15 protein-coding genes are annotated in these 15,709 nt (G+C 66.9%); 2 read left to right on the forward strand and 13 right to left on the reverse strand.

What is annotated here, in order from left to right:
- Window positions 1–134 precede the first annotated feature (134 nt).
- Window positions 135–896, reverse strand: a complete 762-nt coding sequence (locus PWP93_RS16925; RefSeq protein WP_421045220.1) for a sensor histidine kinase — start codon at window positions 894–896, stop codon at window positions 135–137.
- Window positions 897–1,149: 253 nt separating this feature from the next.
- Here PWP93_RS16925 and PWP93_RS16930 point away from each other — a divergent pair, with 253 nt between their 5' ends.
- Complete coding sequence (locus PWP93_RS16930) at window positions 1,150–1,491, forward strand: FKBP-type peptidyl-prolyl cis-trans isomerase (protein WP_035531324.1); 342 nt, start codon at window positions 1,150–1,152, stop codon at window positions 1,489–1,491.
- Between the two features lie 26 nt (window positions 1,492–1,517).
- On the forward strand, window positions 1,518–2,315 hold the full coding sequence (locus PWP93_RS16935) for a helix-turn-helix domain-containing protein (RefSeq protein WP_421045221.1): 798 nt from the start codon (window positions 1,518–1,520) through the stop codon (window positions 2,313–2,315).
- A 49-nt stretch (window positions 2,316–2,364) separates the two neighbouring features.
- On the opposite strand, the gene PWP93_RS16940 is transcribed toward PWP93_RS16935, so the two are convergent.
- From PWP93_RS16940 to PWP93_RS16995, 12 genes are all read right to left on the reverse strand, one after another.
- Window positions 2,365–3,225 carry an MOSC domain-containing protein gene (locus PWP93_RS16940; protein ID WP_421045222.1) on the reverse strand — a complete coding sequence of 287 codons (861 nt, stop codon included), beginning with the start codon at window positions 3,223–3,225 and terminating at the stop codon, window positions 2,365–2,367.
- A 199-nt stretch (window positions 3,226–3,424) separates the two neighbouring features.
- On the reverse strand, window positions 3,425–4,969 hold the full coding sequence (gene purF, locus PWP93_RS16945) for an amidophosphoribosyltransferase (protein WP_421025993.1): 1,545 nt from the start codon (window positions 4,967–4,969) through the stop codon (window positions 3,425–3,427).
- Window positions 4,970–5,041: 72 nt separating this feature from the next.
- Window positions 5,042–5,536, reverse strand: coding sequence for a CvpA family protein (locus PWP93_RS16950; RefSeq protein ID WP_421025994.1), 495 nt, complete (start codon window positions 5,534–5,536; stop codon window positions 5,042–5,044).
- A gap of 6 nt (window positions 5,537–5,542) precedes the next feature.
- A complete protein-coding gene (locus PWP93_RS16955) occupies window positions 5,543–6,460 on the reverse strand; it encodes an SPOR domain-containing protein (RefSeq protein ID WP_421045223.1) in 918 nt (305 codons plus the stop codon).
- 48 nt (window positions 6,461–6,508) lie between these two features.
- Window positions 6,509–7,819 carry a bifunctional tetrahydrofolate synthase/dihydrofolate synthase gene (gene folC, locus PWP93_RS16960; protein WP_421045224.1) on the reverse strand — a complete coding sequence of 437 codons (1,311 nt, stop codon included), beginning with the start codon at window positions 7,817–7,819 and terminating at the stop codon, window positions 6,509–6,511.
- Between the two features lie 188 nt (window positions 7,820–8,007).
- Window positions 8,008–8,880, reverse strand: a complete 873-nt coding sequence (gene accD / locus PWP93_RS16965) for an acetyl-CoA carboxylase, carboxyltransferase subunit beta (protein WP_421025997.1) — start codon at window positions 8,878–8,880, stop codon at window positions 8,008–8,010.
- A gap of 115 nt (window positions 8,881–8,995) precedes the next feature.
- Window positions 8,996–9,811, reverse strand: a complete 816-nt coding sequence (gene trpA, locus PWP93_RS16970) for a tryptophan synthase subunit alpha (protein WP_421025998.1) — start codon at window positions 9,809–9,811, stop codon at window positions 8,996–8,998.
- Window positions 9,812–9,870: 59 nt separating this feature from the next.
- Window positions 9,871–10,797 carry a DNA-methyltransferase gene (locus PWP93_RS16975; RefSeq protein WP_421045225.1) on the reverse strand — a complete coding sequence of 309 codons (927 nt, stop codon included), beginning with the start codon at window positions 10,795–10,797 and terminating at the stop codon, window positions 9,871–9,873.
- Between the two features lie 21 nt (window positions 10,798–10,818).
- The gene (gene trpB / locus PWP93_RS16980) at window positions 10,819–12,012 is read right to left on the reverse strand and encodes a tryptophan synthase subunit beta (protein WP_421045226.1); all 1,194 of its coding nucleotides are present in this window, start codon (window positions 12,010–12,012) and stop codon (window positions 10,819–10,821) included.
- Between the two features lie 61 nt (window positions 12,013–12,073).
- The gene (locus PWP93_RS16985) at window positions 12,074–12,760 is read right to left on the reverse strand and encodes a phosphoribosylanthranilate isomerase (protein WP_421045227.1); all 687 of its coding nucleotides are present in this window, start codon (window positions 12,758–12,760) and stop codon (window positions 12,074–12,076) included.
- A gap of 46 nt (window positions 12,761–12,806) precedes the next feature.
- On the reverse strand, window positions 12,807–13,616 hold the full coding sequence (gene truA / locus PWP93_RS16990; protein WP_421026002.1) for a tRNA pseudouridine(38-40) synthase TruA: 810 nt from the start codon (window positions 13,614–13,616) through the stop codon (window positions 12,807–12,809).
- A gap of 10 nt (window positions 13,617–13,626) precedes the next feature.
- Window positions 13,627–15,681: a FimV/HubP family polar landmark protein gene (locus PWP93_RS16995; RefSeq protein WP_421045228.1), complete on the reverse strand. Its 2,055-nt coding sequence runs from the start codon at window positions 15,679–15,681 to the stop codon at window positions 13,627–13,629.
- Window positions 15,682–15,709: the final 28 nt, after the last annotated feature.

Genomic DNA, 15,709 nt, shown 5'->3' on the forward strand with positions numbered 1-15,709 from the left:
CGAGGCCGATGCCCATGCGGGCTGACGCCGCGCACGGAACTCACGAATCGCGCGGGTTCGCGCGGGTTCGTTTTTACGCCCGCGCGGGAACGCGCACCGAAGGCCGCCCCCCTTTTACGCGCCTTTACGCGCTTTTACGCGCCACCGATCGGCACGTTCAGCATGAGCGAAGCCGCCTCGCCCTCCACCAGCGGCCGCGCCTCGAAGCGCCCGCCATGCGCCTCAGCCACGCGCTGGCACAGCGCTAGCAACCACGGAGAGCGGCCCGCCTCCTGCGGCTCGCGCGCCTGAGCACGGGCGAATGCTTCGAACAGATGGGGCAGCGCCTCGTCGGCGAGCGCCGCGCCGCTCGCCTGCCAATGCGCCTCGAATTGAGCGGCCGTGGCCGTCATGCTCACGTCCAGCGTGACCGCCGCGCCCGGCGTGCTTGCCTCCGTCGCGAAGGCCAGCATGAGCCAGAGCGCCTGCCCGATGCGCTCGCACGCGGCGTCGAGCGTCGCGCCGGTGGGCACGCCCCGCACGGCAAGGCTCACGCCGCGCGCGTCGGCGAGCGCGCGGCGCGCCTCGTCCACGGTCTCGCCGATCAGCGCGTCGAGCACGAACGGCGCGCGCTCGATATGCAGCTTGCGCGTTTCAGCGCGCGTCGTATCGACGAGCGTTTCGAGCAGATGCACCTGTTGCTCGACGCCCGTGCGGATGCCCACGAGCGCGCGCTGCGCGGCGGCATCGGCGCCGTCGATCTTGCGCTCGAGCACATAGGCCCAGCTATGGATTGCGTTCAGCGGACTGCGCAAGTCGTGCGACACGCGCGAGAGCACGTGATCGCGCATGAACAGCGCGGCTTCGGCGCACAGACGTGCCGTGCGCTCGCTCGGGGTGTGAGTGGTGGACGCCATCGGATTCCTTTTCTTTCGCTCGCCGGGGGCGGGCCGGCCCCAATTATAGGCAGCGGCGACACTCTGGCTTCGCTGCGCCTTCGTCTCATGCGGCTCGCACCGCCGGGACGCCCACGCGCCGCACATGACGTGCCTGCAAATGCACGCGCAGACGAAGCACGCGCAGACGAAGCACGCGCGGGGGGCGCGTCTCGCGCGCCCTGCAAAGCGCCTACAATAACGCTTTTCCCTTTTTCCGATTCAGGAGTGTTCCATGTCCATCGTGACCACCGCATCCGGCCTCAAGTACGAAGACCTGACCGAAGGCAGCGGCGCCGAGGCGAAGGCCGGCCAGACCGTCAGCGTGCACTACACCGGCTGGCTCACGGACGGCCAGAAGTTCGATTCGAGCAAGGACCGCAACGACCCGTTCGCCTTCGTGCTGGGCGGCGGCATGGTCATCAAGGGCTGGGACGAAGGCGTGCAGGGCATGAAGGTCGGCGGCGTGCGCAAGCTCACGATCCCGCCGCAACTCGGCTACGGCGTGCGCGGCGCGGGCGGCGTGATTCCGCCGAACGCCACGCTCGTGTTCGAAGTGGAACTGCTCGCCGTCTGAGCATTGCGCTCCACGCATCGTTCGTCATGAATCCGCATCACGCCTCATCGGCCGCCGCGCCCGGCATCGCCTTGCGCTGCTACGGCGCAATCGAGGAAACCGACGTGCACGATTTCCATCAGATCGTGCTGGGGCTCGACGGCGAGATGGAGATGACGGTGGACGGTGTCGGCGAGCGCATCGACCCGCGCTCGGCCTGGCTGATTCCGGCCGGCGCGCGGCACGACTACGCGGGCATCGGCGAGAACCGCCAGCTCGTGCTGGACTTGCCCGCCGCCGCACTGGCGGTGCCCGAGCGGCTCTTCGATACGGCGCGCGCCGTGCGCATCGACCCCGCGCTCACGCAGCTCGTGCGCGAGATCGCCTCGCAAGCACAACGTAGCGCTACGCCGGTAACCGGCACGCGTACCCGCCGCTTTCATTGGGACGCCTCGGCGCAATTGTGCGCGGCCGTGCTCGCGCAAACGGGCATCGCCAGCAGCGACGCCTTCGAAACCGCGGCGAGCCTCGACTTCGCGCGCGTCGACCGCTGGCTGCGCGCGCATCTCGCGGAACCGTTGCGCATCGCCGATCTGGCCGCGCATTGCGGCTTCGGCATGCGGCGCTTTCATCAGCTCTTTATCGAAGCATTCGGCGAGACGCCGCATCGCTATTTGCAGCGCCTGCGTCTGGACACCTCGCTCATGCTGCTCGCGGATCCCCGCCTCTCGCTCACGCACATTGCGCTGGAAGTGGGCTTCGGCGACCAGAGCGCATTCACGCACGCGTTCACGCGGCGTTTCGGGTTCGCGCCAGGGCAGTGGCGCGCGCTGCCTTCGCACTGAGCGCCGGCTCGACGCGGCTCGACATCAACCCACGCGCGCCGCTGCGCCATCACTCCTCGAAGCGGTATTCCCACTGCGCCCGCGCGCCCACCACGAGACGCTCGCCCGCGCCCGCGATCACCGTCGCGTTTTGACCGAACGTGAGCCCGCCGTCCACGCGCGGATCGGCGCGGAACGCCGCGAGCGTGTCGAGCGGCTCGGCGGGCCACGCTCCATCGCGCTCGCCCGTGCGCTGATCGATCGTCGTGATCGGGCAGCGCGCACACGGCTTGGCGAAGCGCAGCACAATGCCGCCGCCCTCGATCGACAGCGTGTCGATAAAGTCTTCGTCGAACGCATCGACGTCATCCACGACGATGTTCGGGCGGAAACGGCTCATCGGCACCGGCGTTGCGCCCTTCGCCGCCAGCCGCGCGTTCAGGCCCGCCAGCGACGCTTCGCTCGTGACGAGCAGCGGAAAGCCATCGGCGAACTGTGTGGGCACGTCCTCGTCGTTCGTCCACTGCTTGCTCGCGAGGCGCGTGACGTCCGGCGCGAAACGCACGAGGCGCACCGCCACGCCCAGCGCCTGCAAAAACCACTGCGCGGCTTCATCGCCTTCGTCGAGCGCTTCGAACGTGTCCTTCCAGACCGTCACCTGCACGCGCGCTTCGTTGCCGTGCGGCGTGAAAGGCAGGTCCAGCGGCGTGTCCAGGTCCGTCATCGTGAGACGCACGCCGCCCTCGACGAACGCGGGCACGATGCGCGCCATCGCCGCGATTTCGCGCTGCGAGACGAAGCGGCCGTTCTCGTCCACCACCATCCAGTGACGGTCCCACGGCAGCCCCTTTGCGTCGAGTTGCGCGTGATCGAGCGCGATCGCGCCGCAGGATTTCACCGGATAAACGAACAACGCACGAATGACGGCCATGACGAACTCACGAACAAGAAAAGCGTAGTTGGAATGCGAAGCTTAATGCTGCAGCGTATCGCGTATCCATTTCATCCGTACACAAGGAGCACTGGCGCAAAAAAGCCCGCTTCTGCGTAGGCAGAAGCGGGCTCTCTCGACATGCGCGGAATTCAGCACGTCAAGAGCGCGCCATGCACGCGCGCCCCGTTCGCTTCGCTTACTCCACCGAGAGCTGCAGATGCAGCTGCGAGCGCGTGCCGCCGTCCATCGCGTCGCTCGCGGCGTCGCGGTCGGACTGCGCCTGGGGCGCCAGACGCGCCAGCTCGATCTTGTCCAGATACGCGCTCGTGATGTCGCCGGTGATGTAATCGCCGTCGAAGCACGAAGCTTCGAACTCCGTGAGCTCGGGATTGATGTCGCGCACGGCCTGCTTGAGCGCCTCCACGTCCTGATACACGAGATGATCCGCGCCGATGATGCGTGCCACTTCTTCGTCGGTGCGGCCATGCGCGACGAGCTCGCCGCGCGTGGGCATGTCGATGCCGTAGACGTTCGGGTACTTCACGGGCGGCGCCGCCGAGGCGAAGATCACCTTGGTCGCGCCGGCGTCGCGCGCCATCTGCACGATTTCCTGCGAGGTGGTGCCGCGCACGATGGAATCGTCGATGATCAGCACGTTCTTGCCCTTGAACTCAATGCCCATGGCGTTGAGCTTCTGGCGCACCGACTTCTTGCGCATGGCCTGCCCCGGCATGATGAAGGTGCGGCCCACGTAGCGGTTCTTGAAGAAGCCCTCGCGGTATTCCACGCCGAGCTTGTTCGCGACCTGCATGGCCGCCGGGCGCGACGAGTCGGGAATCGGCATGACCACGTCGATCTTTACGTCGGGCAGCTCGCGCTTGATCTTCTCGGCGAGGTAGTCGCCCATGCGCAGGCGCGCGTTGTAGACCGGCACGCCGTCGATCACCGAGTCCGGACGCGCGAGGTACACGAGCTCGAAAATGCAGGGGTTCAGCTTGGGCGCCGCCGCGCATTGCTGCGCGTGCAGTTTGCCGTCGAAGTCGATGAACACCGCCTCGCCCGGCTGCACGTCGCGCACGAACTCGAAGCCGATGCCTTCGAGCGCGACCGACTCCGAAGCGACCATCCACTCGGTGCCTTCCGGCGTCTCGATCTTGCCGATGCACAGCGGACGAATGCCGAACGGGTCACGGAACGCGAGCAGGCCGTAGCCGGCGATCAGCGAGACGATCGCGTACGAACCGCGCACGCGGCGGTGCACGCCCGAGACGGCCTTGAAGAGCGCGGCCGGATCGAGTTCGAGGCCCGAACTCGCGAGCTGCACTTCGTGCGCGAGCACGTTGAGCAGCACTTCGGTATCGGAATTGGTGTTCACGTGGCGGCGGTCCACGCGGAACATCTCTTCCTTGAGCTGCTGCCAGTTGGTGAGATTGCCGTTGTGCGCGAGGATCATACCGAACGGCGCGTTCACGTAGAACGGCTGGGCCTCCTCTTCGCTCGACGCCGAACCGGCCGTCGGGTAGCGCACCTGGCCGATGCCGCTGGTGCCGGGCAGGCTGCGCATGTTGCGCGTGCGGAACACGTCACGCACCATGCCGTTGGCCTTGTGCATGTGGAACGTGTTGCCGTTCGCGGTGGCAATGCCGGCCGCGTCCTGACCACGGTGCTGCAGAAGCAGCAGCGCGTCATAGAGGAGCTGATTGACGGGGGAGCGGGAAACTACGCCTACGATGCCGCACATGGCAGGTCCTTCAAAAAAGCGAAATCAGCAGTGACATTGACGGCGCGGTAACGACAGCCGACCAGTTTCTGGTCAGACGTGAACGTAGGCCGCGAGCGTCTCGGGCAAAAACGGTTTGAGTTCGAGCACGCCCTGCACGGCATAGGGCCGCAGCAGCGCCTTGCGCCAGAAGTCTTGCTGGGGCAGCTCCGTCAGTCCCGCGAGGACGACAAGAATCAGCACCAGCACGACGCCTCGCACGAGGCCGAACATCATGCCAAGCGAGCGGTCCACACCGGACAATCCGCTCACCTGGACCAGCCGGCCGAGCAGCGCATTCGCCACGCCGGCCACGAGCACCACGCCGATCACGATCAGCGCGAAGGCGATCAGCCACTGGGTCAGCGCCCCGCCCGGCCAGTTCGCCGGAATGAAGGGCACCACGCGATCCACGTAGCGGCACGCCACGATGAGCGCCGCGATCCAGCCAATCAGCCCGAAAATTTCGCCGATGAGCCCACGCCACGCCCCGCGCAGTGCGGACAAACCGATCACCGCCATTACAGCGTAGTCGAATGCCGTGAACATCGGGCGTTATTGTGCAGAGCCGTTCGAGCCCGTCATCAGGCCCGCGCCGCGCACCTTCGCGATCGCCTCGGTGGCCGAGGCGCGGTCGGGGAACGGGCCCGCGCGCAGCAGCGTGCGCGTCGTGCCGTCGGCTTCGTTGCGTTGCTCGGTATATGCAGGCACGCCTGCGGCTTTCAACTTCGTAACCCATTTATTCGCGGTGGCCTCGCTGCTGAACGCGCCCAGCTGCACCGCGAAGCGCGCACCCAAAGGCGCGGGGGGCGCGCCGTCGCCTTCGGCTGCGTTGGCATTAGCCGCTGCCGAGTTGCCCGTCTTGCCGCGCGACGCGACAGCCGTACCCGAAGACGGCGCAGCCGGCTTCGCGGCGGTGCGCGGCGCCTGCGCGGCTTCGGCCGATTGATTCGCTTGAGCTTGAGCCTGGGTTTGGGCTTGAGCCGCCGGCGCGGACCTGGCTGGCGCAGCGGGCTTCGCTTGCGCGGTCTGTGTCGGCGCTGCGCCCGAGGCTGCCGAGAGCCCCGAAGCGCCGGGCGTCGCTACGCCCAGCCCGGCTTCCGCCGCAGCGGGATTGTCCGGAGCGACGCCCGCCTGGGGGTCCTCGTGGCGCGCTTCAGCCTTCGAGGCCGGGCGGCCAGGAATATCGATGGAGATGTCGTCGGTGACCGGCTTGGGGTGCGAGTCGAGCACCATCGGCAGGATCACGATGGCGGCCAGCACCAGCGCAATCGCGCCGACGAGGCGCCGGCGCGCGCGCTGCTTTTCCGGCAGGGTGGGATCGAGCAGCATCGCCTCGGCGTCGCCGGAGCGGGCCGGCCGGCGGCTGCGCCGCTCCACGCGCGTGTTCTGACTGCTCCGGCGGCGGGAGCCAGCCTCAGAGTCGCGTCGGCTGGGCGCGTCGTCTTTCTTGCCGAACGAGAAAATTCCCATGTATGGCTGCTGTTGGCCTGTGCGTAGCGGCTGTGATGAACCGCGCGATCAGTGCTGCTGCGACTTTCGCCAGGCCATGACGCCGGCAACCGTCAAAAAACTTCCGAAAACGAGAATTCTATCATTTTCGGACGCTCGTTTTAGCGCATCTTGAAACGCCGCGGCGGGCGTTTCGTAGCGCGTAATGCTGCTGTCAGGGCCGTCTTCCACTCCGGCCTCGCGCAGCACTTCTTCAAGCTGTAGCGCCGAAGCCGCGCGCGGCAACGGCAAATCGGTCACGCACCAGTGGTCGATCTCGCCCTTCAGGTGCGCGATCACGCCGGCGAGGTCCTTGTCGCGCATCGCGCCGAACACCGCGTAGGTGTACGGAAAGTACCCCATGCCAGATAAATTTTGCCCGAGGACCGCTGCGGCGTGCGGATTGTGGCCCACGTCGAGGATGATCGACGGCTTGCCCGGCAACACCTGGAAGCGACCCGGCAGTTCCACGTTGGCGAGGCCGAGGCGAATGTCCTGCGCCGACACCGGCAGCCGGTCGCGCAGCGCTTCGAGCGCGGCCAGCGCCGCCGACGTATTGATCAGCTGATTCGCGCCGCGCAGCGCCGGATAGGCCAGCGCCGAACGGCGCAGCGAGCGGCCCGCGTAGTTCCATTGCTGACGCTCGCTGCCGGCCTGGCCTTCATAGCGGAAATCGCGGCCGAACAGCCACAGATCGGCGCCGATCGCCTGCGCATGGTCGATGAGCGACTGCGGCGGCAGCGGGTCCGCGCAGATCGCGGGCGCGCCGGCGCGGAAGATGCCGGCCTTTTCGAAGCCAATCTTTTCGCGCGTGTCGCCGAGGTATTCGGTGTGGTCGAGGTCGATGCTCGTGACGATCGCACAATCGGTGTCGAGCACATTCACGGCATCGAGACGCCCCCCGAGGCCCACCTCGAAGATCACGGCGTCGAGCCCGCGCGACGCGAACAGATGCATGATCGCAAGCGTCGTGAACTCGAAGTACGTGAGCGAGACCGGCGTGGCGAAGGTGTTGCGCGCGGCCTCCACGGCCTCGAAGTGCGGCAGCAGGTCAGCGTCGCTGGCCTCGACGCCGTCGATGCGCGCGCGCTCGTTGAACGACAGCAGATGCGGCGACGTGTGGCAGCCGACGTGGTAGCCGGCCTTGAGCAGGATGGTTTCGAGAATCGCGCAGGTAGAACCCTTCCCGTTCGTGCCGCCGACCGTGAACATCGGGCAATCGAACTTCAGGTTCAGCGCGTCCTTGACCTTGCGGATGCGCTCGAGGCCCATGTCGATGCCGACCGGATGCGCAGTTTCGAGATGCGTGAGCCACGCGTCGAGGGAGGGAAAAGTACTCATCGGGACGATTCAGGGAATTCCATGCACAGCGGGCGGCCAAGCATCGAGACGTCGATCTGGCGCGCATGAGCCGCTGCAAAAAAACGGCATTATCGCGGAAATGACAACGCGCCGCTTGCTCTCGCTTGCGGCGCGTCTGACAAGGCGCGAAACCCGCAAGTTCCGCGCGCGTGCAAGGTCCGGTGCGCTCAGGCCACCGCGTCGGCGGGCTGGCGCTGCAGCAGCGCCATCAACTGGGCGATTTCCTCGCGCATCTTGCGGCGGTCGACGATCATGTCGATCGCGCCCTTTTGCATCAGGAACTCCGCGCGCTGGAAGCCTTCGGGCAGCTTCTCGCGCACCGTCTGCTCGATCACGCGCGGACCGGCGAAGCCGATCAGCGCCTTCGGCTCCGCGATCACGACGTCGCCGAGGAACGCGAAGCTCGCCGACACGCCGCCCATGGTGGGGTCGGTCAGCACCGAGATGAACGGCAGTTTGGCTTCCGAGAGCTTCGTGAGCATGGCCGTGGTCTTGGCCATCTGCATCAGCGAGAGCAGGCTTTCCTGCATGCGCGCGCCGCCGGAGGCCGTGAAGCAGATGAACGGCACTTGCTGCTCGAGCGCGTTCTGCGCGCCGCGCGCGAAGCGCTCGCCCACCACCGAGCCCATCGAGCCGCCCATAAACGCAAACTCGAAGCAGGCGACCACGCACGGCAGCGTGTGGATCGCGCCGCCCATGACGACCATGGCGTCGGTTTCGCCGGTGTCGTCCATGGCCTCCTTGATGCGGTCGGGGTACTTGCGGCTGTCCTTGAACTTCAGCGCGTCGACCGGAACGATTTCCTGGCCGATTTCATAGCGGCCTTCCGGATCGAGTAGCCCGTCGAGGCGCTCGCGCGCGTTGATCCGCATGTGGTGATCGCACTTCGGGCAGACGTGCAGATTCGCTTCCACGTCGTTGCGGTACAGGACCGCCTCGCACGACGGGCACTTGATCCACAAACCTTCCGGAATGCTCTTGCGGCTTTTCGGATCGGTTTGCTTGATCTTGGGCGGCAGCAGTTTGTCGAGCCAGCTCATTGATGTTCTTTCCTTGATCGTGATGCGCGGGCGCGGACGGCGTGATGTCGACCGGTCTCAATGACCGGGTTCCGACCCCGACCGCGCATGGCGAAAAAGCGATTTTACAGCAGTCTTATTTTGCGTTGTCCGCAACCGCATCCAGCGCTGCCCGAATATCGGACACGAATTGCGTCAGCGCCTCGGCGGCGGTGTCGGCCGGCGCCTTCTCGAGCAGCTGCACGATGCGGCTGCCGATCACCACGGCGTCGGAGACTTGCGCCACGGCGGCGGCCGTTTGCGCGTCGCGAATGCCGAAGCCCACGCCGACCGGCAGCGGCACGCGTGCCTTGATCGCCGGGATCTTGCTCGCGATGCTCCCGACGTCGAGGTGCCCCGCACCCGTCACGCCCTTGAGCGAGACGTAATAAACATAGCCGCTCGCCGCGCGCCCCACTGCGGCGATGCGCTCGTCGGTGGAGGTGGGCGCGAGCAGGAAGATCGGGTCGATGCCCGCAGCCTTCATCATCGAGGCGAACACCACCGACTCCTCGGGCGGATAGTCGACTACCAGCACGCCGTCCACGCCGGCATCCTTCGCAGCGGCGGCGAACGCATCGGCGCCCATGCGCTCGATCGGGTTCGCGTAGCCCATCAGCACGACGGGAGTTTGCGTATCGGATTCGCGGAAGCGCTTGACGTCGGCGAGCACGCTCTTGAGCGTCACGCCCTTCGCAAGCGCGCGCTCCGACGACTGCTGAATCACCGGGCCGTCGGCCATCGGGTCCGAGAACGGCACGCCGAGTTCGATCACGTCCGCGCCGCCAGTAACGAGCGCATGCATGAATTCGACCGTGCGCGCCGGATCGGGGTCGCCGGCGGTCATGAACGGGATCAGGCCTTTCTTGTTGGCGGCGGCAAGCGCCGCGAACGTGGTTTTGATGCGGGACATAGCAGGTCCTCAGATTCGGTCGTTACCGCGCGGCGCGAGCCAGCGGCGGCGCAAGCGCATCATGCGCCGGCCGCAACAGCCGCGGACACCGCGGCGGACGCACGTGCGCAAGCGGCAATTGCAGCCAGGCCGACGCGTTCGTGCGCGATCGCGCAGTAACTTTCATTAATTTCATAGCCGACGAATTCGCGCTGATGACGCGCGCAGGCGACTGCCGTAGTGCCGCTGCCCATGAACGGGTCCAGCACGCGGCCGCCCGGCGGGCAGCTCGCGAGCACCATGCGCTCGACGATCTCAAGAGGCTTCTGGGTGGGATGATCCACGCGCTCCGCGTGCTGACGGTGCAGCCGCGAAACGGACCAGACGTCCTTGGGGTTGTAGCCGAGCTCCAGCCACTTGCTGCCTTCGAACAACTTGCGTGAACGCGCCTTTTTCGTGACGGCATCGTAGGGGATGCGGACGGGATCGAGATCGAAGTAGTAATCTTTCGATACCGCGAAGAAACCGATGTTGTCGTGCACCGAGGTGAAGCGGCGGGTCGTGCCGCCCATGCTGGGCACGCGACGATCCCAGACAATCTCGTTAATCATCGTCATTTTCGACTTCAGATAAACGAAGATCTCGGGCGCGTACTGCCAGGTGCAGAACACATAAAGCGAACCGCTGGCTTTGAGCTTGGGAATCGCCAGGTCGAGCCACGCATACGTCCAGGCGAGGAAATCCTCGCCCGAGCGCATGTCGGAGTCGTTGCCGTAGTCCTTGCCGAGCCCATAAGGCGGATCGGCGACGATCAGATCGATCGAGGCGTCGGGCAGGTTCGCTGCATCGGTCAGGAAGTCGCGGTTCAGGAGCCGGATGCTGTCGGGCACTGCGGGCACCGAGGGCAAGGCGGCGGGCGCTTCGGCGGCTGCCACGGGAGCAGCCGTCTCGGCGCCGGCCTCGCCTTCAGGCACCGGCAGTTGCGGCTCGTCGAACTCGTCACGCATCGCTGGTATCGCTCCGGGCGCTCAGAACTGGATGCCCGATCGCTCGGCGACCGTATGCATGTCCTTATCGCCGCGGCCCGACAGGTTCACCAGCAGAACCTTGTCTTTGGGCAGCGTCGGCGCGAGCTTCGCCGCGTACGCAAGCGCGTGACTCGATTCGAGCGCGGGAATGATGCCCTCGATGCGGCAGCAGTCGTGGAATGCCCTGAGCGCTTCCTCGTCGTCGATGGTCACGTACTGTGCACGGCCGCTGTCCTTGAGCCAGGCGTGCTCGGGACCGACGCCGGGGTAGTCGAGACCCGCCGAAACCGAATGCGTTTCGATGATCTGGCCGTTTTCGTCCTGCAGCAGGTAGGTGCGGTTGCCGTGCAGCACGCCCGGCGTGCCGGCCGCGAGCGAGGCCGCGTGGCGGCCCGTCTCCATGCCGTCGCCGGCGGGCTCGACGCCGATCAACTGCACCGAAGTGTCATCGATATATGGATAAAAGATGCCCATCGCGTTCGATCCGCCGCCCACGCACGCGATCACGGCGTCGGGCTGGCGGCCCGTCATTTCCGGCATCTGCACACGGCATTCGTCGCCGATCACGCGCTGGAAGTCGCGCACCATCATCGGATACGGGTGCGGGCCCGCCACCGTGCCGATGATGTAGAAGGTGTTTTCGACGTTGGTGACCCAGTCGCGCATGGCTTCGTTGAGCGCGTCCTTGAGCGTGCGCGAGCCCGATTCCACCGGCACCACGGTCGCGCCCAGCAGCTTCATGCGATAGACGTTGGCAGCCTGGCGGCGCACGTCTTCCGCGCCCATGTAGACCACGCATTCCATGCCGAAGCGCGCCGCGATCGTGGCCGTCGCCACGCCGTGCTGGCCCGCGCCGGTTTCCGCGATCACGCGCGGCTTGCCCATGCGTCTCGCGAGCAGCGCCTGGCCGATCACGTTGTTCACCTTGTGCGCGCCGGTGTGGTTCAGGTCTTCGCGCTTGAAATATACCTGCGCGCCGCCCAGCAGCTCGCTCCAGCGCTGCGCATGATAAATCGGCGACGGACGGCCGACAAAATGCTTCAACTCGCGCTGATATTCGGCGACGAAGTCGGGATCGTCCTTGAATTTCGCGTAGGCGTCGCGCAGCTCGTCGATCGCCTGCATCAGGGTTTCGGCAGCGAATACGCCGCCATAAGGGCCGAAATGGCCACGTTCATCGGGCAAATTGTACATAAGTCACTCGCTCGACCAACCGGGGGCCCCGCATTGCGCAAGGGCTGGCTGGTCCAAGAAATTATCCCGCGTCCGCTTCGCGCACTGCGCGCACGAACGCCGCCATACGGGCGTGATCTTTCACGCCCTTCGCGCCCGGGACCTCGATGCCACTGGAGACATCGACGGCGAACGGACGCACCTGGCGAATCGCATCACTGACGTTTTGCGCGTTCAAGCCACCACTTAAAACGGCCCGACGCGCGAGCCCTGCGGGGATAAGTGACCAATCGAAGACCTTCCCGCCGCCGCCGTAACCTTCGACATGGGTGTCGAACAGCAGGCCGCTGGCTGATGAATAACGATTTGCCGATTCTATCAAATCGGCTTTGCGAGTATCGGCCGCCACCCGCAATGCGCGCAACCAGGGCAAACCGGCAACCGAGGCCAGCGATTCGCATTGGTCGGGGGTTTCGTCGCCGTGAAACTGCAGCAGCGTGAGCGAGACGTTGCTCGCGACCTCGCCGACCCATTGCGGCGTGGCATTCACGAACAGGCCCACCACCGAGACGAACGGCGGAATGTCGTGGGTGAGCTCGACCGCCTGCGCCACGCTCACCGAGCGCGCGCTCGGCGGATAAAACACGAGGCCGATGGCGTCGGCGCCCAGGTCGATGGCGTGCGCGACCGCCTCGGGTGTCGAAAGCCCGCACAGCTTGATGCGCGTGCGGTGCATGGCAGCGATGGCGGGGTGTTCTGCTGTCGTCATGAATCGAGACTCGATGGCGGGTTGGGGTGTTTCGCGTTTTGCGGGCTCACGTCGGGCTGGCGTCGGCCCAGACGGTGCTCCACGGCACGCTGGCCGTATGCGCGGCGGGGACGGCGAACTCTTCAGGATAGCCTACTTGCGCAAGATACAGGCCATCGGGCATGAAGGTCGGCGCAGCCTTGGTGCGATCGAGCCCGGCCAGCACCTCGGCCATCCATGCGGCCGGGTAGCGGCCGCGCCCCACGGCCACGAGGCAGCCCATCAGGTTGCGCACCATGTGGTGGAGAAACGCGTTCGCGCGAAAACGGAAGTGGATGAAATCGCCCAGCGGCCGGATATCGATCTGATACAGGTGCTTCACGGGCGTCTTCGATTGACACTCCGACGAGCGGAACGCCGAAAAATCATGCTCGCCGATCAGGCAGGCGGCCGCTTCGCGCATGGCGTCCACGTCGAGCGGCGTGTGGATCCAGCCGGCCCGCCCCGCCAGCATGGGCGAGCGCACCGGGTTCACGTAGAGCGCGTAGTAATACGTGCGCTCGAACGCCGAAAAGCGCGCGTGGAACGCCTCGGGCATCGGCTGCGCCCATTGCACGGCCACCGTCGGCGGCAGAAACGCGTTGGTGCCGCGCACCCACGAGAACGGCGCGCGGTCGAGGTCGGTGTCGAAGTGCACGACCTGGCCGAGGCCGTGCACGCCCGTGTCGGTGCGGCCCGCGACCACGGTGGGCAGCGGCACGGTGGCGAACTCGCGCAGCGCGCGCTCGAGCGCGTCCTGCACCGTCTTGCCGTGCGGCTGCGATTGCCAGCCGCAGTAGGCGGCCCCGTCGTACTGGATTCCTAGCGCGATACGCATATGGCGGGCGTCAGGAAAGCGGCGAGAGCGTCGACAGCAACGCCTGCGCATCGGCGCGCGTGGCGTGGTCGTTCGACTCGATCACCTCGTTGATCAGCGAGCGAGCGCCGGCCAGGTCGCCGAGCGCGATGTATTCGTGCGCGAGGTCGAGCTTGTTGCGGGCGATGCGCGAGAGTTGCTCCGGCGTGAAGACCGGCAGCGGCTCGGCGGAATCGGCCGGCAGATTCAGGTCGAAATCGAGCGTGAGCGGGCCGAAGCGCGGCGCGCCCAGCCCGGCGATCGAGCCCGCGCCCGCAATGCCCACTTCGATGGCCTCGCCGGCAGGCGGCACAGGCGGCTGGCCGAACGGCAGCGCCTGGCGCGCGGTCGTCTCGGGGGTGGCGACTGGCTCCGTCGAGAGCGGGACGCCCGGCATGGGCTCGGGCGTTTCGACGCGCGGCGGCAGCGGCATGTCGAGACCGCCCAAAGCATCGACGGCGGACTTCGGAAACTCTTGCGGGACTTCCACGTGTGGCATTGCGACTTCTGCTTGTTGTTCTGATGGGACAGCGGGTGTGGAGTGATCGCCCGGCATCGCGAGTTCATGCAGAGGCGGCGCGGCGGATTCGGCGGGCGCGGCCGGGGCCTGGGCCTCTGCCGTGTGCGCATGCGGTTCGGGATGCGCGCCCGGCATCGTCAGCTCGATCGGACGCGGCTCGGCACGGCTTGCCTCGGGCGCGGCGGCGCTCGTTTCGTCGATGTCGGCTTCGGCGTGATGCGGCGTTTCGGGTTGATGGGCCGGCTCAATCGTTTCGCCCAGCGTGGGCAACTCTGCCAGCTCTTGCGGCGACGGCGCCTCGTCGCCGGGTTCGGCGTGCTCGCCGTGTTCTTGCGCGGCGTCGCGCGGCGGCTCTTCCGCCGACTCTTCCGCCGACTCTTCGGCTTTCGCCTTCACGACAGCAGGGGCTGCGCCGGTCGCCAGCGGCGCTGCTGGCGCAGCGGGCGCTACCGGCGCTGCGGGTTCCGCCGGCGCATCCTCGCGCCCGGTCGGGCGCGTAGCAGCGGGCGGCTCAACCGCGCTTTCTCGGGCCTCCGGCACAGGCTTGCGACGTTTGCGCATGAGCACACGCACGACCAGCGCGACGAATGCCAGCATTACCGCGGCCACGCCGCCAAGCGTGATCGGAGAGACCTCGGGCTGCGCGCCGTTCGCGCCCGGCGCCGCACCTCCGGCAGCGGCGTTCCCTTGCGTACCGGCCGGTGCGCCAGCCACCGGCACGGGCTTGCCGATGCCGTGCTGTTGCAAGGCCATTAGCACACGATTCTTGAGAGCAAGCAGTTGTTGCAGGCTCGACACCTTAGGTGTCGACGCCGCCGAACCCGGTATAGCGGACGCCGCCGCGGCGGGCGGTGCCGCCTGGACTGCGCCGCTCCACGAATGAGGGTCGCTGGCCGGCGCGGGGACTGCACTCGCGCTCGCTTCGGCGGAAGCAGCGGACACAGCCGGCGCACTCGCAACGCTTGCGCTGGCCGCTGGCGCCGATGCGCCAGCCGCGCCACTCGTTGCCATCGCACCGGCATTGGTGCTCGCGCTCGCGCCTGTAGCAACGGCAGTCGTAGTCGAAGCCGGAGCCGCCGCCTCGGCCGCTGAACTCGCGCCCGCAACAATGGCAGCCGAAGCACCGGGTGCACTTGCCGCGCCGGCAACCGCAGGCGCCGAAGCACCGGCTGCTGCGCTCGCCATATCGGGCGTTCCCGGCACGTTCAGCACGGCGCCCACCTTGAGGCGGCTCGGGTCGCGTTTCATGAACGCCGAAGGGTTCGCGTCGAACAGCGCCTGGCTCGCGCGCGCGATCACCGCTTTGTCGTGCGACTGCGTGACGTCGACCGCCACATCGTGCAGCGACTGCCCCGGGTGGATGGTGTATTGCCCCACTATGGGCAGCGCCGCCGCAGGAGCGGATGCCCCCGCAGCACCCGATGTGGCAGCGGCAGCCGCCGCGCCGCTTTGCGCATGAACCATACCGGAAGCGCCGGCCATGGCGACCAGCAGCGCCGCGGACACCGCAACGGCAGTCCGCCGCATTTTCATGGCTGGATTGACTGAATCGGAA

The sequence above is a fragment of the Paraburkholderia sp. A1RI-2L genome, from assembly GCF_048957375.1.
GTDB lineage: Bacteria > Pseudomonadota > Gammaproteobacteria > Burkholderiales > Burkholderiaceae > Paraburkholderia.